This is a genomic window from Candidatus Methylospira mobilis, assembly GCF_009498235.1.
GTDB lineage: Bacteria > Pseudomonadota > Gammaproteobacteria > Methylococcales > Methylococcaceae > Methylospira > Methylospira mobilis.
The window spans coordinates 3,129,922-3,149,621 of sequence record NZ_CP044205.1 but is presented as its reverse complement, the minus strand read 5'-3'; the positions used below and the strand labels follow the sequence as shown (position 1 = coordinate 3,149,621).

General features: G+C 54.4%; 17 protein-coding genes. 15 read left to right on the top strand and 2 right to left on the bottom strand.

The genetic code is table 11. The features are described from left to right. Nucleotides 1-3 precede the first annotated feature (3 nt). From rfbD to F6R98_RS14225, 5 genes are all read left to right on the top strand, one after another. Nucleotides 4-915 (top strand): dTDP-4-dehydrorhamnose reductase, encoded by a 912-nt coding sequence (rfbD, locus tag F6R98_RS14245; protein ID WP_153249611.1) that lies wholly within the window; start codon nt 4-6, stop codon nt 913-915. 365 nt (nt 916-1,280) lie between these two features. Next, entirely contained in the window at nt 1,281-1,721 is a 441-nt protein-coding gene (locus F6R98_RS14240; RefSeq protein WP_153249610.1) for a hypothetical protein, read from the top strand. After that, the gene (locus F6R98_RS14235; protein ID WP_153249609.1) at nt 1,718-2,071 is read left to right on the top strand and encodes a hypothetical protein; all 354 of its coding nucleotides are present in this window, start codon (nt 1,718-1,720) and stop codon (nt 2,069-2,071) included. The genes F6R98_RS14240 and F6R98_RS14235 overlap by 4 nt, the downstream gene beginning before the upstream one ends. Nucleotides 2,072-2,590: 519 nt before the next feature. Then, nucleotides 2,591-6,082, top strand: a complete 3,492-nt coding sequence (dnaE, locus tag F6R98_RS14230; RefSeq protein ID WP_153249608.1) for a DNA polymerase III subunit alpha — start codon at nt 2,591-2,593, stop codon at nt 6,080-6,082. After that, nucleotides 6,058-6,381: a hypothetical protein gene (locus F6R98_RS14225; protein ID WP_153249607.1), complete on the top strand. Its 324-nt coding sequence runs from the start codon at nt 6,058-6,060 to the stop codon at nt 6,379-6,381. Before dnaE ends, F6R98_RS14225 begins: the two co-directional genes overlap by 25 nt. Nucleotides 6,382-6,497: 116 nt before the next feature. On the opposite strand, the gene F6R98_RS22835 is transcribed toward F6R98_RS14225, so the two are convergent. Next, nucleotides 6,498-6,677: an IS3 family transposase gene (locus tag F6R98_RS22835; RefSeq protein WP_407079316.1), complete on the bottom strand. Its 180-nt coding sequence runs from the start codon at nt 6,675-6,677 to the stop codon at nt 6,498-6,500. Between the two features lie 6 nt (nt 6,678-6,683). Between F6R98_RS22835 and F6R98_RS14215 the strand changes: the two genes are divergently transcribed. After that, nucleotides 6,684-7,247, top strand: coding sequence for a transposase (locus F6R98_RS14215; RefSeq protein WP_153249605.1), 564 nt, complete (start codon nt 6,684-6,686; stop codon nt 7,245-7,247). A gap of 564 nt (nt 7,248-7,811) precedes the next feature. Next, nucleotides 7,812-10,313 (top strand): penicillin-binding protein 1A, encoded by a 2,502-nt coding sequence (locus F6R98_RS14210; RefSeq protein WP_228124885.1) that lies wholly within the window; start codon nt 7,812-7,814, stop codon nt 10,311-10,313. 602 nt (nt 10,314-10,915) lie between these two features. On the opposite strand, the gene rpmE is transcribed toward F6R98_RS14210, so the two are convergent. After that, nucleotides 10,916-11,119, bottom strand: coding sequence for a 50S ribosomal protein L31 (gene rpmE / locus F6R98_RS14205; RefSeq protein WP_153249604.1), 204 nt, complete (start codon nt 11,117-11,119; stop codon nt 10,916-10,918). Nucleotides 11,120-11,756: 637 nt separating this feature from the next. On the opposite strand from rpmE, the gene F6R98_RS14200 reads away from it, so the two are divergent. From F6R98_RS14200 to fabG, 8 genes are all read left to right on the top strand, one after another. Next, nucleotides 11,757-12,104 (top strand): DUF4118 domain-containing protein, encoded by a 348-nt coding sequence (locus F6R98_RS14200; RefSeq protein ID WP_194269951.1) that lies wholly within the window; start codon nt 11,757-11,759, stop codon nt 12,102-12,104. A gap of 10 nt (nt 12,105-12,114) precedes the next feature. Continuing rightward, a complete protein-coding gene (locus tag F6R98_RS14195; RefSeq protein ID WP_153249602.1) occupies nt 12,115-14,685 on the top strand; it encodes a sensor domain-containing protein in 2,571 nt (856 codons plus the stop codon). 340 nt (nt 14,686-15,025) lie between these two features. Continuing rightward, entirely contained in the window at nt 15,026-15,550 is a 525-nt protein-coding gene (locus tag F6R98_RS14190) for a YceD family protein (RefSeq protein WP_153249601.1), read from the top strand. Nucleotides 15,551-15,671: 121 nt separating this feature from the next. After that, nucleotides 15,672-15,869: a 50S ribosomal protein L32 gene (gene rpmF, locus F6R98_RS14185; RefSeq protein WP_153249600.1), complete on the top strand. Its 198-nt coding sequence runs from the start codon at nt 15,672-15,674 to the stop codon at nt 15,867-15,869. Between the two features lie 103 nt (nt 15,870-15,972). After that, nucleotides 15,973-17,007, top strand: coding sequence for a phosphate acyltransferase PlsX (gene plsX / locus F6R98_RS14180; RefSeq protein ID WP_153249599.1), 1,035 nt, complete (start codon nt 15,973-15,975; stop codon nt 17,005-17,007). After that, on the top strand, nt 17,004-17,969 hold the full coding sequence (locus F6R98_RS14175) for a beta-ketoacyl-ACP synthase III (RefSeq protein ID WP_153249598.1): 966 nt from the start codon (nt 17,004-17,006) through the stop codon (nt 17,967-17,969). Before plsX ends, F6R98_RS14175 begins: the two co-directional genes overlap by 4 nt. A gap of 35 nt (nt 17,970-18,004) precedes the next feature. Continuing rightward, nucleotides 18,005-18,958 (top strand): ACP S-malonyltransferase, encoded by a 954-nt coding sequence (gene fabD, locus F6R98_RS14170; RefSeq protein ID WP_153249597.1) that lies wholly within the window; start codon nt 18,005-18,007, stop codon nt 18,956-18,958. Continuing rightward, nucleotides 18,951-19,688, top strand: coding sequence for a 3-oxoacyl-ACP reductase FabG (gene fabG, locus F6R98_RS14165; protein WP_153249596.1), 738 nt, complete (start codon nt 18,951-18,953; stop codon nt 19,686-19,688). The genes fabD and fabG overlap by 8 nt, the downstream gene beginning before the upstream one ends. Nucleotides 19,689-19,700 lie beyond the last annotated feature (12 nt).

The window sequence follows — 19,700 nt, the reverse complement described above, 5'->3', positions numbered from 1 at the left end:
CGTATGAAAATTCTGCTGCTGGGGCGAGAGGGGCAACTGGCCTGGGAGCTGCGCAGGACGCTGGCCTGTCTCGGCGAAGTGGTCGCGCTGGACCGCCGTTCCGAGACGCTGATGGTGGATATGGCCGATCCCGATACGCTGGTAAAGGCCGTCAAAGCCGTTAATCCCGGTCTCATCGTCAATGCTACGGCTTATACCGCGGTAGACCGCGCCGAGCAGGAAGCGGAGCAGGAGCAGGCCCGGAAAATCAATGCGGAAGCGCCGGGCATTCTGGCCGAACTGGCATTGAAAACAGGCGCTGCGCAGATACATTATTCGACCGATTATGTTTTTTACGGAGATGGGACAGCACCTTACGACGAGGAGCATGCCACCGGTCCGCAGGGTGTCTACGGAAGTACCAAGCTGGCAGGCGAGCAGGCCATCAGGGAAGTCGGAGGGCGGTATTACATTTTTCGTACCGCCTGGGTTTACGGCGCGCGCGGACAGAACTTCCTGCTGACCATGTTGCGCTTGATGCGCGAGCGCGAGCGTCTGGGCATCGTCAGCGACCAGATCGGCGCGCCGACCTGGAGCCGCCTGATTGCAGAGGCGACCGCGCTGGTGGTGGCGCGCTCCATGAACGGCGGCTCCTTCAAGGCGGATGTAAAAAGCGGCGTTTATCATTTGTCCTGCGCCGGTCAGACTTCCTGGTTCGATTTTGCAACCGCCATTCGCGATGTAGCCGTCAATAATAATATTCTTCCCCCGGAATGCGCTTCGATCGAGGCGATAGCGACCGGCGACTACCCGACGCCGGCGCGCCGTCCGGCTTATTCGGTGTTGTCGAATGAGAAGCTGGCGCGGGAGTTTGGGATGCGGTTGCCGGATTGGAAGGATGCGCTGGAATTGTGTATGGCGTCGTTGGTTCGTTAATTCGTTTCGCTACGCGAAGTTTATTTAATGTGGGTATCCGCACCCACGGGCGTGATACTTTCTTTTGCGCGGCCAAAAGAAAGTATCCAAAGAAAAGGCCGCCCAGTGGCCGCTTGCTCCCTGCGCTTCTCGCTTTTGGCGGGGGTCTGCAGAAGGGCTATCCTAGCCCTCTGCAGACGCGACTCATCCTTGAATCGCCCCTTCGGGCTATTCCCGCCAAAAGCTGCGATGCTCGGCGCGGCCAATGGGAGGGAAGATCAAAAGCATTGTTGTTTTCCTGAAATGTGGCTGTATGATTTTTCAATGCTGACACTGAATTTTTATACCGACTTCAGATGATTTTCTGATTCTACAGGAATTGCTCAATGGTAGACTTAAACACTGATTTGCCTGATACCGAGCCGCAGGAAATCCTAAATGGTGTTCCTCAGCCAGTAGTAAAAGGCTCTTCTAGTCGAAAGTCATTTGCAAAATTGCGCCGCGAATTGAGTGATGAGGAACTTTCCTCGCCAGCAGTTCAACGTATGCTGATTGATGAAATTGAGCGCCTTGATAGTGAAAGAATAGAACTTGCCTCGTTCAGGACCAAGTTTCATGACTCGGACAAGCGCGCGGCAATACTCGAAGAAAGATTTAAGAGCAAGGTTTCAATAGAGATAATTCATGTGGCTTGTATAACAGTCGGTGCTGGTGCATTAGGTTACGCACCTTCGATTTGGCAGACTCAACCAACAGCCTGGATGGCTACTATATTCGGAGTTGTACTTATCGTTGCGGGATTAGCTGCAAAGGCGGTTAAGCCATGAGACTTAAGATCACAAATATTAGGGATCAAGGTGATCTTGATAAGGAACGTATCGTTATGAAAGTAGAGTCTGCTGGAAATGTAGGTGAGTTTTTGCTTATTCAGTCAGCCCATTTAAATAATGCTGTAACGAATGACGTTTATCACACTTATTGGTTTCCTGATAAAAGTGTCAATGTAGGTGATTTTGTAGTGCTCTATACGAAGGTAGGTAAAAACAGTGAAAAGCCATTTAAGGATGTAAAGTCACATTTTTTCTATTGGGGCAAAACAAAAACTATTTGGGATAGAGATGATTGCGCTGCAGTATTAATGCATGCGCCAGAGTGGGAAAGCTTCAAGACTGAGTAGTTCTAATAGATAATTCAGAGCTACCATATAACCTGAATCCGTGGTCGGTTTTCGGAATATTCATATGAATTCGCCGCTTTTTGCTTCACTCAAAATGAACGTGAATTTCTTATAAAATCATACTGTTGACTCTAACTACCACGGATTCAGGATATAAGTATGGCTTTTATACTATCGAGAAAAATAGCGTTAGAAAGCAGGTCATTGTTTCTCATAGTCAGGTTGTAATCAGAATGAGAAACAACAATGCTTTTGATCTTCCCTCCCATTGGCCGCGCCGAGCATCGCAGCTTTTGGCGGGAATAGCCCGAAGGGGCGATTCAGGGATGAATCGCGTCTGCAGAGGGCTAGGATAGCCCTTCTGCAGACCCCCGCCAAAAGCGAGAAGCGCAGGGAGCAAGCGGCCACTGGGCGGCCTTTCTTTTGGATACTTTTCTTTGGCCGCGCAAAGAAAAGTATCACGCCCGTGGGTGCGGATACCCACATTAAAAATAAATCTTCGCGTAGCGAAACATTCCCATGCCTCATAAGTTCATCCACCTCCGTCTCCACACCGAATACTCTCTGGTAGACGGCATCGTCCGCATCAAGCCTCTGATAAAACAGGTGGCCGCGTTAGGCATGCCCGCAGTGGCGGTGACAGACCAGTCCAATATGTTCTCGCTGGTCAAATTTTATAAAGCAGCGATGGGCGCGGGCATCAAACCGATAGCAGGCTCCGATGTCTGGTTCTTCAACCCGCAGGAACCGGCGCGCCCGCATCGGCTGACGCTGCTGGTGCAAAACGAACAGGGATATCGCAATCTCACCGCGCTGGTGTCGCGCAGTTATCAGGAAAATCAGCATCAGGGCGTTCCGATGCTGATGACCGAGTGGCTGAACGACTGCAATCAGGGCTTGATCGCGCTTTCCGGCGCGCGCGAGGGGCGTATCGGCCAGGCCTTGCTCGCGGATAACGCCGATGAAGCGCGCCGCGAACTCGAACACTGGCTGCCGCTGTTCGAAAACCGCTTTTACCTGGAATTGCAGCGCACCGGGCGTCCCGGCGAAGAAATCTACCTGGATGCCGCGCTCGATCTGGCCGTCGAGTTCGATGTGCCGCCGGTTGCGACCAACGACGTGCGCTTCCTGAAAGCCGAAGAATTCGACGCCCATGAAGCGCGCGTCTGCATTCATCAGGGCCGGGTGCTGGACGACGCGCGGCGTCCGCGCGATTACAGCGAGCAGCAATATCTGCGCAGCGCCGACGAAATGTGCGAGCTGTTTGCCGATATTCCGGAAGCCTTGCAGAACACCGTCGAAATCGCCAAGCGCTGTAATCTGAGCCTGACGCTGGGCAAAAGCTATCTGCCCGATTTCCCGGTTCCACCCGAAATGACGCTGGAGGATTTCTTCAGTGATGAGTCGCGCAAGGGTCTGGAGCAGCGCATGCGCATCCTGTTTCCGGACAGCGCCGCCCACCCGGAAAAATATCAGCGCTATTACGACCGGCTGGAAATCGAGCTGGGCGTTATCAAGCAGATGGGCTTTCCCGGCTATTTTCTGATCGTGGCCGACTTTATCCAGTGGGCGAAAAACAACGGCATCCCGGTCGGACCGGGACGTGGTTCGGGGGCCGGGTCGCTGGTGGCCTACGCGCTGAAAATCACCGATCTCGATCCGCTCGAATTCGATCTGCTGTTCGAACGCTTTTTGAACCCCGAACGCGTTTCCATGCCCGACTTCGATATCGACTTCTGCATGGAGCGCCGCGACGAAGTGATCGATTACGTCTCGCGCCATTACGGACGCGATCGCGTTTCGCAGATCATCACCTACGGCAGCATGGCCGCCAAGGCGGTGGTGCGCGACGTCGGGCGCGTGCTCGGACACCCTTACGGTTTTGTCGACCGCATCGCCAAGCTGATCCCGTTCGAACTGAACATGACGCTGGACAAGGCACTGAACGACAGCGAAGACCTGGCCAGGGTCTATGAGCAGGATGATGAAGTTCGCGCATTGATCGATCTGGCGAAAAGCCTGGAAGGCATCACCCGTAATGCCGGCAAGCACGCGGGCGGCGTGGTGATTGCGCCGTCGCAGCTGATCGACTTTTCGCCGCTGTATTGCGAACAGGGCGGCGACAATCTGGTTACGCAGTTCGACAAGGACGATGTCGAAGCGGTGGGGCTGGTCAAGTTCGACTTCCTCGGCTTGCGCACGCTGACCATCATCGACTGGGCGGTCGAAGCCATTAACCGCCGCCGCGCCAATGCAGGTGAAACGCCGGTCGATATCAACCTGATCCCGCGCGACGACCCCGAGTCCTACTCCCTGCTCAAGCGTTGCGCCACCACTGCCGTATTCCAGCTCGAATCGCGCGGCATGAAGGACTTGATCCGGCGTTTGCAGCCGGACTGCTTCGAAGACATCATCGCGCTGGTGGCCTTGTTCCGTCCGGGGCCGTTGCAGTCGGGCATGGTCGACGACTTCATCAACCGTAAACAGGGGCGCGCCAAGGTCGAATACCCGCATGCCAGCCTGGAAAACATCCTCAAACCGACCTACGGCGTGATCGTCTACCAGGAACAGGTGATGCAGATCGCCCAGGAACTGGCCGGTTACACGCTGGGCGGCGCCGATCTGCTGCGCCGCGCGATGGGCAAGAAAAAGGCCGAGGAAATGGCCCAGCAGCGCGCAATTTTCGTCAGCGGTTCGATAGGGCGACAGGTCGAGGAAACGACGGCCAGCTATATCTTCGACCTGATGGAAAAGTTCGCCGAGTACGGTTTCAACAAATCGCATTCGGCGGCCTATGCGCTGGTGGCCTATCAGACCGCCTGGCTGAAGGCGCATTATCCGTCCGAATTCATGGCGGCGGTATTGTCCGCCGATATGGACAACACCGATAAAGTGGTGGTGCTGATTGAGGAATGCCGCGAGATGAAGCTGGAGATCGTGCCGCCCGATATCAACAGCTCGAACTATCGTTTTGTCGCGCGCGACAGCAACAGCATCGTCTACGGCCTGGGCGCACTGAAGGGCGTCGGCGAAAATGCCATCGAAGACATCATCCGTCAGCGCGACGCGCAGGGGCCTTACGCCAACCTGTTCGATTTCTGCCGCCGTATCGACTTGCGCAAGGTCAACCGGCGCGTGCTGGAGGCGCTGATTCATGCCGGAGCGATGGACAGCTTCGATGGCAACCGCGCCCGTCATATCGCCGAATTGCCGGATGCGCTGAAGGCGGCCGAGCAGCATGGCAAAATGGCCGAAACCGGGCAGCACGATTTGTTCGGCCTGATGCTGGACGAGCCGGAATGTCCGGTTAACTTGCCGCAAATCCAGATCGAACCGTGGAGCGAAGAGCAGCGTCTGTCCAATGAAAAGGCGATACTGGGCCTTTATCTGACCGGGCATCCGATTACGCAATACGAGGCCGAACTGGCGCATATGACCACCGCCAAACTCGGCAAGCTGTACGTGGAAGAAAATCGCGGTTTTGGCCGCAACAGCGAAACGCGCGCGGTAGTCGCCGGTCTGGTGGTCGATTTGCGCACCAAGCAAAACAAGAACGGCAAACGCATGGGCTTCGCGACGCTGGACGATCGCAGCGGGCGGCTGGAAGTGGCGGTGTTCTCGGATGTTTACGAGCAAAATCGCGACTTGCTGCTCAAGGATACGCTGCTGGTAGTCGAGGGCGGGTTGGGCGTCGACGACTTTTCCGGGCAAATGCGCCTGACCGCCGAGCGCTTGTGCAGCATCGAGCAGGCGCGTGGGCAGTATGCGCGCGCTTTGTCGCTGAAATTGAATGCGGCGGAAAGCGAGCCGCTGGACTATGCCGATGTGCTGATGACGATCCTGAAGCCTTATGCCGGCGGGCCGTGTCCGGTCAGCATCCTCTATCGCGGGATTAGCGCGGAAACGGAACTGCTGCTGGGCGACACCTGGCGGGTGACTCCGGGCGATGAATTATTGCGTCGCCTGCGCGCGCGCCTGGGTGTCGAATGCGTCAGCATGCAGTATTCCTGATCGCCGCGTTGCTGTTGCGGGCGGGCAATGCCGGTGCCGGGCTGTTTTCGTCGCCCGACAGCTATCAGAGCTGCGTGCTCGACACGCTGCCCGGCGCGCTGAACGACACCGTCGCCGTCGAGCGGGTAATGCAATGCCGCAAGGAATTTCCCGGCTATACCGCGCCGCCGGAAAACCCGGCAACCTGGTTCGGCCCGACCACGCGTTCGGAATGCGTGCTGCACTATGCCGCATCGACTCCCAGCAGTTTCGCCGCAATCCAGATCCGTGAAGCGTGCTATTTTTTATTCGGCAATTAAGCTTGTCTTTTCTGCCGCCTGCTGGGGTAGCGGGTGGGGGCTGTCGAGACACGCTGCAAGTCCGTCCGGACGCAGAAGGTCACGTCTGATCCTGCCCAGATTCAGCAGACACTTTGCTAAGCGACATTTTTAAGTTCAAAGGCCTCTGGGGACAAATAGCCCAGTTTCGAATGAAGCCGTTTCCTATTGTAATACACTTCGATGTAATCGAAGACGTGGTGTTTGGCATCATCCCTGGTCTGGAATCGCTCGCCGTGGATAGCCTCGACTTTAAAGCTGTGATTCCAGCTTTCCATGGCGGCATGATCGTAGCAGTCACCTTTCTTGCTCATGCTGCAAATCAGTTGGTGCTTGGCCAGCAAAAGCCTGATAGGCATTTGAACAATATGGACTGCCCCGTGTTGGCGTATTTGTCACGCTATACCCACCGTACCGCCCTTTCCAACGAACGCATCGTCGCTCTCGAACGAGACCAGGTGCTGCTGCGGGTACGGGCCGACGACCACGGCGGCAAACGCATCACCCACATCAATGGCGTGGACTTTATCGGCCGCGTTCTGCAGCATGTACTGCCTCCGGGTTTCAAGCGCATTCGCCACTACGGCCTGCTGTCGTCGGCAGTGAAATCACAGCGTCTGGCTCTGGCCCGAGCAGCGTTGGAGGTGCCGCCACCGGTTCCGGTCGCGCTCGAATCCGCCGAACAGTTCAAGCGACGGGTGGCGCAACAGCAGATCGAACGCTGTCCGTGCTGCGGCGAAGGACGCTTGCGTCAGTGGGCCGATCTGTTGCCGGAATCCGTCGTAAACCTGCCGCTGCTGAAGCGCCTGTTACCGGCTGAGAGCTGCGGGGGCCGCCGCGTTGAATAATGCGCAGACGAAGTTTCAAAAAAAGGTGTTCGATCATCGGGGAAACGGCTGTGTTATAGGTTTGACCGGCAGGAAAAACCCGGAATCAGATGCGTCAACGCGCTCAAAAAACCGGTTGAATGCCGTTATCTTTCTCGATGTCCACGTTTCGTACCCCGGCGAAAATGCAAGTAGCTTGACAAGCCGGGTACTGCCAAGGATATCAAATCCCCATATCAACCGTCGTGCCAGGCGGTTCAGTTCAACAAGGTTTATCCGTCGCCGGTGAACGCCAAGCTTCGTATCTGGCTAATCTTGGCGACGGATAAACGCTATTCGTTTATACATGATCACTTAGCATGGCCTCCCCATCTTAAGGCAATAATAAAAGCATGCTTAAATTTATCAGTAAACTTTGCGGTTCTGTATTATTATGTGGATTTATTGCTGCGTATGGGTTTTATCCTGCAGTTTTTATTCGAACACGATAACGAGCCTGTCCTTTCTGCATGGCGCCGGTTTGATGGATCAAGGTGCTTTTCAAAGTATAAGGTTTTGTTGTAAAAACAATTATTAACGGTAAACTTGGCTACAAACAACCCTCCTCAGCAGCCATCGCGGCGGCCTCAGAAATCAAAACGCAAGCCCAGTCTGTTAGGCGCATTTTTCGGCTTCCTGTTTAAGCTGGCTTTTGCCGGATTATGCATAGCCGGCATTGTCGCTTACAGCGTTTATGCTTACCTGGAACCCAGGCTTCCTGATGTGGAAGTGTTGCGCGACATGCGTTATCAGATTCCGATGAGCGTCTACAGCAAGGACGGCAAACTGATTGCCCAGTTCGGCGAGAAAAAACGCAGCCCGCTGAGTTTCGACGAGGTGCCCAAACAGGTGATTAATGCTTTCCTGGCGGCGGAGGACGACCGCTTTTTCGATCATCCGGGTGTCGATTACCAGGGTTTGCTGCGAGCTGCCGTCGTCTACGCGGCAACCGGGGAGAAGCGGCAGGGCGGCAGCACCATCACCATGCAGGTGGCCAGAAACTTTTTTTTGAGCACCGAGAAAACATTTTTCCGCAAGATCAACGAAATCCTGCTGGCGATCAAGATCGAATCCTTGTTGCCGAAACAGCAGATACTGGAGTTGTATCTCAACAAGATTTACTTCGGTCATCATGCCTACGGCGTTGCGGCCGCGGCTCAGGTGTACTATGGGAAATCCGTGGGCGAACTGACGCTGGCCGAGCTGGCCACCGTCGCCGGAGTACCCAAGGCGCCTTCTACCTTCAATCCGGTAACCAACCCGGATCGCGCGCAAGTGCGGCGCGACTATGTGCTCAAGCGCATGCTCAAGCTGGGCATGATCAGCGACGAGCAATGCGACAAGGCTTTGGCGGAGCCGATGAAAGCGGGACTGTTTACCGCCCAGACCGAATTGCAGGCGCCTTATATTGCGGAAATGGTGCGTAATGAAGTCTATGAACAATATGGCGAAGACGCCTACCTGAACGGCTACAAGGTCTACACGACGGTCGATTCGCGTTTGCAGCTGGCGGCCGAAAACGCATTGCGCGAGACTTTGCACGAATACGACGAACGTCACGGTTTCCGCGGCGTGAAGCGTCATGTAGAGCTGAAAAAACAATCGACCGAAAAGGCCTGGCAGGAAGCGCTCGGCGATGTCATACCGATGGGCGATACCGTGGGCGCTCTGGTGCTCGAGACCAGGGATCGCGAGGCCGATCTTTATCTGGCGGATAAAAGCCGGGCGCGCCTGGATTGGGATGCGGTGCGATGGGCGGGGGCGAGATCGGTCAAGGCGGTGCTAAAGCCGGGCGATGTGATCCGTCTGCGCAAAAACGATCAAGGGCGCTGGGTTTTGACGCAAGTGCCGGAGGTGGAGGGCGCGCTGATATCGCTGGATCCGTCCAATGGAGCTATCGTCAGCGCGATGGGCGGGTTCGACTTTCAGCAAAGCAACTTCAATCGCGCCACGCAGTCCCAGCGTCAGCCGGGGTCCGGATTTAAGCCGATACTCTATTCTGCTGCGCTCGAGGCAGGTTATACGCCGGCCAGCGTCATTAATGACGCGCCCTTCGTTTATTACGATCCGTCCATTCCCGGCGGCGTCTGGCGTCCGCAGAACTATTCCGGACGGTTTTACGGGCCTACGCGGCTCCGGATGGCGCTGGCGCATTCCCGCAACATGGTTTCCATCAGGCTGTTGCGCGAAATCGGCTTGCCGCGCGCGCTGGAAATGGCCAGGCGCTTCGGATTTCTGGAATCCGAACTGCCTCATTCGTTGACGCTGGCGCTGGGCAGCGGAACGGCTTCGCCGTTGCGCATGGCCGGCGCCTTCGCCGTATTCGCCAACGGCGGCTCGCGCGTGGAGCCTTATCTGATAGATCATATTCTGACCCAGGACGGAGCGACCCTGTTTCGCGCTACGCCGCTGGTTGCCTGCAATGAGTGCGATCAATCCGCTGCCGGAGGGACTGGAGAAAGCCGCGTTGCGCCGCGGGTGCTGACTCCCCAGGTGCACTACATGATCAATTCCATGTTGCAGGATGTCGTGCGCATGGGTACGGCGACACGAGCGCTGCAACTCGGGCGTTCCGATATTGCCGGTAAAACCGGCACGACCAACGAGGTGCGCGATGCCTGGTTTAACGGGTACAGCCCGGCCCTGGTCGCCGTCGCCTGGATGGGCTTCGACTCCTATAAACCGCTGGGTGATGGTGAAACGGGCGGCCATGCCGCCTTGCCGATGTGGATAGCTTACATGAAGGAAGCGCTTAAAGGCGTGCCTGAAACCAGCTTTGCCGTACCCGAAGGCTTGACCTCCGGACGCATCAACGAAGACAGGGGGGGAGCGTCCGAGGAAGAAAGCGATGAAGAGGGGGCATTCGAGATATTCCCTGAAGGTCAGGCGCCGGGTGGAGCCTCCAGTCTGCAGGCCGATCCGTCTTCCGGCGAGAACGCGCCGCTTGAGCGGGGAGATGATGAAGCGCCTGCTCCGGTGATAGAGCAGCCTGCTGAGCCTAAGTCGGCACCGAAAGGTTCCTCAACCGCGATCGAATCTCTGTTTTGATGATATGGCGTTGGAATACAGGGCGCTGTTACTACCTGCAAATCGCGAAGTAAATAATACCTGGCCCCTTCTCCCGCCAAAGCAGGGCTGGAGTGGCTCAAGCGTGTTTGTGTATGATAGGGGGCCAACGCTTGCGCCGTAACCGGTTAGACCAATTAGGGTGTGGTCCGGCTTGGAAGCCGCGACGAGAAGATGCCAAGGGCTCGCAGTTGGGTTATTATGCCATCAAGTTAAGCGTTTACCCGTTCGCCCTTTATTTATTTTATATGGATTCGCTCCGAACCAGTCATGAACTAGTGTCTGGTTTCATTAGAAAGCGTGCAGAATATTATCATGTATACATTTGATATATATCAGCTTTAAAGCTGGATACAATATCGCTTATTTATGCAATTAAGCACTAGTCGGCTGCGAGTAGTTCGATAAGTTCATCGCGAACGCTTTTATCCTGCTTAACGGCAGTGCCGTCGAGGATAGGGCTGCTTTTGTTTAAAATAAACGGCTTAACCAAGATTGTTACGCTGTTATGGATACGGCGCGCGGTTGTACAGATGCCCGTTACTGAATTCGGGCATCCGATAGGCGTATGGGTTTTTCAGCGATCAGCCGCGACTGTACTTGCGGCGGAATTTGTCTACGCGTCCTGCGGTATCGACCAGTCGTTGCTTGCCGGTATAAAACGGATGGCAGGCGGCACAGACTTCGATGTTCAGATTCTTGCAGGTAGTTGATTTGGTCTCAAAAATATTTCCGCAACTACAGTTAACGGAAATAGTCTTGTATTGCGGGTGAATTTCCGGCTTCATTACGGGCCTCTCAAGACGACAAAGTAAGATAAACCGGTGATGCTACCCGAGTTTTGTTGTTTGCGCAAGCAACTCTGGTAGGGTCTCAGGGCAATCGCGCTATGTTGCAGCGCTAACGTATTGATTTTTAGAAACTGGTAGCAATCATTGCGCTTGTAATGTTTCGCTATTTATGATGAGTAAGCCGAATTTTTAGATTTAATCTCAAAAATTACGACGTTTTAAGCTCAATTAGAATGCAAAGTCATTCCGTAGCAAGCAAATTAAAAATTTCATTATCGTAAGTTATTGATTTTTTTTGATCGACATAGCGCGATTGCCCTGGGTAGGGTCTGCTATAGAATCTACTAATAATAATCCTCATCCCCGGTCATTCAAACCTATGTGCTGGCCGCCAAAAGAAGTTTTATAAGGCTTAAGAAGCATATTGCACGTCATTGGTTGTTGATTCGTCCTGCATGCAGGTATGAACTCCGATATCCGGGCGAGGAGTTGTTTGGTCCTGTTGGTGAGGGGGTATTGACGGCAGGGCCAGCCGCCCAGGATTGTGTCAATTAATCTAAACTTGTGCTTCATTGCTGTTCAATTAATGAGTCCGGTTCAAAAACCGGTTTATGGACTCAAAGCGGGGGCAACCATGCTGAAAAAACTGACAGCTTTTGTTCGTTACCTGGTAGGGCGCCTCACTGTTTTTTTTTCCTGCGAAAGGCGCGGCAGCGTTTGTCACTATTTGTTTTCCATGCTGCTGATGGGATTGGCCCTGGTATTGCGTCTGGTTATTGCGCCGATCGACGCAGGGTTGCAATACGTGACTTTTTTTCCGGCGGTCACGCTGTCTGCTGTTGTCGGCGGATACAAGACGGGCCTGTTGGCGACGATGATCAGCTTGAGTTTTGCCACCTGTATATTCACCCCCCCCTTATTATTCCTTGTCATTGGAAAGTTTGCGGGTCAGCTTTTGGCCGAATTTGGTATTTCTTTTTGATGGCGCTTTCGTGTCCTTGTTGATCGAGACCATGCATCGCTATCGCCGGCGATATGCTCTGGAGTTGAAAAAAACCACTGAAGCGCATAACGCATTGGCGGGTGACGAGATGCGTTTGAAAAAAATCCTCGATAATCTATTTGCCTATGTCGCTTTGCTGGATACCAGCGGCATAGTTCTGGAGGTCAACAAGGCGCCGCTCGAGCGTGCGGGGTATCGACGGGAGGATGTGGTTGGACTGTTTTTTTATGACGCGCCATGGTGGTCTTACGACAGCAAGGTTCAATTGCAATTAATCGATGCGATTGACGCTGCCAGGCGGGGGCAGACGCTGCGTTACGACGCGGTGGTTAAGATGGGAGGCGATCTTGTTCCTATCGATTTCAAGATTTCACCGGTATGCGATGATAGCGGCCAAATTATCGGTCTGTTGCCAACGGGGGTGGATATTTCCGAACGCAAACAAGTGGAGAACAAGCTACGGGAAAGCGAGCGTCAGGCCCGATCCGCTTTGGCGCTTTTGCAAAAAAGCGAGACGCGCTTCCGCGAGCTGTTTGAGAACTCCCCGGTTGCCTACCAGGCTCTGGATGAAAAGGGGCGATGTCTTGACGTGAATGACCGCTCGTGCCTGATGTTGGGCTATGGTCGTGAGGAACTGCTCAAACTCTCCTTTTGCGATTTGCTTCCTGATCCTGCCGGTCTTGCTCGTGCAGGGTTTTTGTCCGGCCTTCTGTGCGATGGAGCCATCTCAAAAGAACTGGAATTGAAGTGTAAAAATGGTTCTTTGATAACGGTGCTGCTGTCAGGAGCGGTGCAGCGAGATGCGGGAGGAGATTTTGTCCGCACACATTGCACGCTTCACGATATTACCGAGCGAAAGAACGCGGAAGAGGCGCTGCGCATCGCGGCCGCGACATTCGAGACCCATGAAGCCATCCTGGTTACCGACAGCGAGGGCAATATTCTCCGTGTTAATCGGGCTTTCCAGAAAATCACCGGATATGCTTCGCATGAAGTGTTAGGCAAAAACCCCCGTATTTTAAGCTCCGAGCGGCACGATGAAGCGTTTTATGCCGAGATGTGGCGCAGCTTGCTGAATAAGGGCGCTTGGGCTGGCGAGGTTTGGGACAGGCGTAAAAGCGGGGAAATCTATCCTAAATGGATGACGATAACCGCCGTGAAAGACGCGCAAGGGAAAACGACCGAATATGTCGCCATTTTCAGCGATATTACCGAGCGCAAGCAAAACGAGGAGGAAATTCGCAATCTGGCGTTCTATGACGCGTTGACCATGCTTCCAAACCGCCGTCTCCTGCTGGATCGTTTTCATCGCGCGCTTTCAGTATCCGAGCGCAGCAAGCAATATGGCGCCGTGTTGTTTCTCGATATGGATAAGTTCAAGCTGCTGAACGATACTCTGGGCCATAACTACGGTGATTTGATGCTGGTCGAGGTTGCTGAGCGCATCAAGCCCTGTGTGCGGGATGTGGATACCGTGGCGAGGATTGGGGGGGATGAGTTTGTGGTGCTGGTCGAAAAAATCAGTTTAAGCCCCGTGTACGCCTCGCAAAAGGTCGCCTGGATTGCAGAGAAAATTCGCTCGACTCTGGCGGTGCCTTATCGCATCGGGCAGCATGTCCATCACAGCTCGCCGAGCATAGGTGTATGCCTGTTTTGCGGTAAAAGGGTGGCGGTCGATGATTTGCTTAAGCATGCCGACTTCGCCATGTATCAGGCCAAGAATGCCGGCCGGAATACGGTGCGGTTCTATGATCCTGTTTTGCAGCGGGCGGTGGAGGAGCGTGCCATGCTGGAAAGGGACTTGCGCTGTTCCATAGCCGATGGGCAGTTGCATCTATATTACCAGCTTCAACTCGATAAGAACCTTATGCCTCTCGGCGCTGAGGCCTTGATCCGCTGGATGCATCCTGTTCGCGGGATGATGTCTCCTGCGCAATTCATTCCGGTCGCGGAAGAAAGTTTACTGATTCTTGATATTGGCCGCTGGGTAATTAATAGCGCATGCCGGCAATTGGCGGAGTGGGGCAGGAACATCAAGATGCAAAATTTACTGCTGGCGGTCAATGTCAGCACCCATCAATTCAGAATGCCTGATTTTGTCGGGTCCATTCAGTCTGCAATCCAGGAGCACCGCATAGATCCTTCGCGTCTGAAACTCGAGTTGACTGAGGGTGTGATACTGGATGATATTTCCGATGTCGTGGCAAAAATGCAAGCGCTCAAGGCGCTTGGGATCGGGTTATCCCTGGACGACTTCGGAACCGGCTACTCTTCGTTATCCTGTTTGAAGCGGCTTCCTATCGATCAGATTAAAATAGACCGGAGTTTTGTGCGCGACGTGGTGTCGAACCCTGATGACGCCGTGATGGTAAAGACTATAATCGATATGGCAACCAACTTTCGTCTGAACGTGATCGCGGAAGGAGTGGAGACTGAAGCGCAACTGGCTTTCCTTAAAGAAAGCGGTTGTATGGCATTCCAAGGCTATTATATCGGTAAGCCGGCGCCAATTGATGATTTTGTTGTTGGTTTGGGAAATACGGACCGTATATTGCATTAGTTTGTGATTTATTTATTTAAAAATCAAAGTGTTATTCTTTGTGAGCATCCGGCTTGGAAGAGCCGGGCCGCATTTTCGGACGAAACTCGCCGGGCCGGTAGAAATTACGCGCTACCCTTCGTAAGGCGTTAAAATTCCTGGGACGGCGGAAAGTCCGGGGAAACGCCGGCTCCTGGAATGGGACGCAGGGCTTGTGGGTTAGGGCTTCGGTTTCGAAAGATTGTGCGTTTCGCTGTAACAGCTCGATACGGGTCTGTATTCGGCTGTCAGCTGGATTTTGTGGTGACGAGTACCTACATTTTTGACAACCTAATGAGTTTATCGCTATAATTGTCGGATTATGGTTGAGATTCTTCCTGAGTTGATTGACCCTGTTGCGCTGGCGGATAAAGGCCGTAGCATGGCTGGGGTGCTTCCGTTGTCAAGGTTTTCACGCCTTGATGGTTTGCTGGCCTCAAATCAGGGGGAGGTTCATCTGGATCTTTCCTTTTTCAAGGATGGCCGTTTCCGGATAGTCGATGCGCATATCGCCAGCGAATTGCTGCTGACCTGCCAGTGCTGTCTCGATATATTGCGTCTGCCGGTAGACGTCAGCGTGAGACTGGCGCTGGTAAGTTCCCTGGATGAAGCGGCACGATTGCCGGATGAGTTCGAACCCCTGCTGGTAGAGCACGAGGTTATGTGGCCGGGGGACATTGCGCAAGACGAACTGCTGCTTTCGATCCCCGCGATACCGAGGCATGAGGACTGCAGTCTGTCGTGGAAAGGCAGCAATACGTCTGAGAAAGGCAATAATACGTCTGAACCGGTGTCACCCGAGCGGGAAAATCCGTTCGCCATTTTATCGAAGTTAACCAAGCGCTGACTAAACGGGTTTGTCGGAAGATCGCTGGTCGGGATTGGTTTTTTTTGCATGTGGGAAGTCTGCTGATTTTGCGTATATCAGTGCTTCCTTGAAACAATAGATATTATTTAGGAGTTTCTCCATGGCTGTACAACAAAATCGTAAAACACGTTCCAGACGCGGTATGCGTCGCGCTCATGATGCCTTGACTGCAAAGGCTCTGTCCATTGAACCAACTACCGGCGAAACGCATCTGCGTCATCACGTCAGTCCGGACGGCTACTATCGCGGGCGTAAGATTGTCGATGTCGCTTCCGTTGCCGACGAAAGCGACGAATAAGCTGCGTCTGGCGGTGCGCGCCGGTGCGTATCTGCGGTATTGATTGAGAATCTGCACATTTTGGATTGCGAGTAATAATGTTTTTGATGCATGGGAACGTTGCATGAGTAATGTACCGGTTATTGCGCTGGATGCAATGGGCGGTGATCATGGGCCTGAGGTTGTCGTCCCTGCGGCGCTGGATGTGCTGCGCAGACACAGCGAATTAAGGCTGGTTCTGGTGGGAGATGAGGCCACGTTAAGGCGTGAGTTGGCATCAGCCGGTTTTAGCGACGAAACGCGCTGTTCCATTATGCACGCCTCCGAACAGGTGGAAATGCATGAATCTCCTTCCAAGGCTCTGCGTGGGAAAAAGGATTCGTCCATGCGCGTGGCTATCAATCTGGTACGGGACGGCATCGCAGGTGCTTGCGTCAGCGCAGGTAACACCGGCGCCTTGATGGCTATCGCCAAGTTTGTTCTTAAAACGATACCGGGTATCGATCGTCCCGCCATTATCGCATCGGTTCCTTCGATGAACGGCTTTACGCATGTGCTTGATCTGGGCGCCAATGTGGATTGTACGGCGGAGCATTTGCGCCAGTTCGCGATCATGGGCTACGAACTGGTAAAAGCCGTGGAAGACATACCCGATCCTACCGTCGGATTGCTGAATATCGGCGAGGAGGAAATCAAGGGTAATGAGCAAGTCAAGCAGGCCGCCCGTTTGATAGCCGAATCCCATATCAATTTCGTCGGTTTTGTCGAAGGCAACGACATTTTTACCGGTAATGTGGATATCGTGGTAACTGACGGATTTGTCGGGAATGTAGCGCTCAAAACCTGCGAAGGCGTAGCCAAGATGATCAGTCAGGGTCTCAAGGAGACCTTCAAGAAGAGTCTGTTTTCCAAGGTTGCCGGCTTGATTGCACTGCCTGCGTTGCGGGTTTTTGGCAAGCGCTTCGATCCGCGGCAATACAACGGCGCCAGTTTGCTGGGTTTGCGCGGTATCGTGGTTAAAAGTCACGGCAATGCGGACAGGATCGCTTTTGCGCGCGCCATCGAAGTGGCGATGAAGGAGATCAAAAAAGCCGTACCCGACCGTATCGGAGAACGTGTAGCCGAGATTATCGCAGCCAACGGCGGAGAGTTCGCGTGAGTTTGTATGCGCGTATTGCAGGAACAGGGGGCTACCTGCCTGCACACGTTCGTACAAATGATCATATTGCCGCTACCGTGGATACATCGGACGAGTGGATCATGGAGCGCACCGGCATACGTTCCCGCCGTATTGCCGCGGACCATGAAACGGCTTCCAGTATGGCCGAACATGCGGCGCGTCAGGCGATAGACATGGCGGGTATACAGGCCGGTGATATCGATCTGATTATCGTTGCGACCAGTTCTCCCGACCGAATTTTTCCCAGTACGGCCTGCTTGTTGCAACATCGCTTGGGAATTGCGCAATGCGCGGCGTTCGATGTTCAAGCCGCCTGTTCGGGCTTTATTTTTGCGTTGAGCGTCGCCGACCAGTACTTACGCACCGGGTTTGCCGGACGCGCCCTGGTTGTAGGCAGCGAGATTAATTCGCGACTGCTCGACTGGTCCGACCGCTCGACCTGTATCCTGTTCGGAGACGGCGCCGGAGCGGTGGTTCTGGAGGCTTCGGAAGCTCCGGGGATACTGAGCACACATATTCATTCAGATGGGCAATATCAGGATTTGCTTTACCTGCCCAACTCCAGAGGGGCGGCTGGCTGCTCAGGCGCGTCTGATGCGATCCGGATGTCCGGCAATGAAGTATTCAAGATTGCCGTCAACACGCTGGGAAAAATCGTCGATGAAACATTGGCCGCCAACCAGATGAATCAGGATGATATCGATTGGCTGGTTCCGCATCAGGCCAACATCCGCATCATCAGCGCTACCGCCAAAAAACTGAAACTGCCGATGGATCGCGTTGTCGTCACCATAGAGGAACAGGGAAACACTTCTTCTGCTTCGGTGCCGCTGGCGCTGAACGAGGCGGTACGCGACGGCCGCATACAGCGCGATCAGGTGGTGTTGATGGAGGCCTTTGGCGGCGGGTTTGCATGGGGCTCGGCCCTGATCCGCTACTAGATTCCGATTGTCACGTTGTACAATGAAGCTACGAAATGAACGATAAAAGTCTTGCCTTCATTTTTCCCGGCCAAGGTTCGCAGTCTGTGGGCATGCTGCAGGAGCTGGCGCTCGAACATCCGATAGTACCGGGTACTTTTCAGGAAGCTTCCGATGTACTGGGGTACGATCTGTGGCGGATGGTGGCGGATGGTCCGTCCGAACAATTAAATCAAACGGAATATACGCAACCGGCAATGCTGGTCGCCGATGTTGCAGCGTGGCGCGTCTGGTGCGAATCGAGTCCGCTCAGGCCCGCCTGGATGGCGGGACATAGTCTGGGAGAATATGCAGCGCTGGTTTGTAGCGGCGCGTTGTCTTTTACCGATGGGGTCGGCCTGGTGCGGGAACGCGCGCAGTTGATGCAGCATGCGGTTCCCAGTGGTGTGGGGGCAATGGCGGCCATACTGGGCATGGAGGATGCCGAGGTTGTCGAGATATGCGGGCAAATTTCCACCTCGGACGCTGTGGTGACGGCGGCGAATTTTAATTCGCCGGGACAGGTGGTGGTGGCCGGGCATAAATCCGCTGTGGAAACGTGCATAGAAAAGGCCAGGAGCGCCGGCGCCAAGCGGGCTGTTTTGCTGCCGGTCAGCGTGCCTTCCCATTGTCCGTTGATGGCAAAAGCGGCCGAGCAATTTTTGCAACGGCTGCAGAAAATTACGATCATGGCGGCAACCGCCCAGTGTTCCGTTGTGCATAACGTCGATGTGAGCGTGCAAACGGAGGCTGATGCCATACGTGATCGTCTGGCCGGGCAGTTGCACGGTTCCGTGCGCTGGAGCGAGACAGTTGCTGTTCTGGCAAGCCGTGGCGTCACCCGCTTTGTCGAGTGCGGTCCCGGCAAGGTGCTGACGGGACTTGGAAAACGCATAGCGGCGGATGTTCCGACGGAGCCGTTGTATAGCCCTGATTCGTTAAGGAAAGTATTGGAGATGATAAATGGCTAGTCATGTCGCAATTGTAACCGGCGCCAGCCGCGGAATCGGCAGAGCGATAGCCGTGCGGCTTGCGGCTCAGGGCCATACCGTCATCGGCACCGCCACCAGCGATGCGGGCGCCGTAGCCATATCCGAGGCTTGGTCTGAGGCCGGTTTTACCGGGCAAGGGCGGGTTTTGGATGTGAGCGATGCCGTAGCGATAGAAGGCTTCATCAAATCGGTGACGGAAGATTTTGGCGCGCCGGGTATTCTGGTAAATAATGCCGGAATAACGCGCGATAATCTGGTCATGCGCATGAAGGATGAGGAATGGGAAGCTATTATCCAGACCAATCTTTCGTCGGTATTCCGTATGAGCAAAGCCTGTCTTAAAGGCATGCTGAAAGCGCGCTGGGGGCGCATCGTCAGCATTACTTCCGTGGTCGGTTCCACCGGCAATGCCGGACAGGCCAACTATGCCGCCGCCAAGTCCGGCGTTATCGGATTCACCCGTTCCCTGGCGCGCGAGCTGGGGTCGCGCAATGTAACGGTCAACACCGTAGCTCCCGGCTTTATCGATACCGATATGACGCGTTCGCTTCCCGAGGAACACAAGACCGCCTTGCTGGGAAATATCCCGCTGGGACGTTTGGGGCAGGCGGACGAGATTGCTGCGGGCGTGGCGTTTCTGTGTTCGGATGACGCGGCTTATATTACCGGGGAAACCCTGCATATCAATGGAGGCATGTATACGCCCTAAAATGCAGGAATA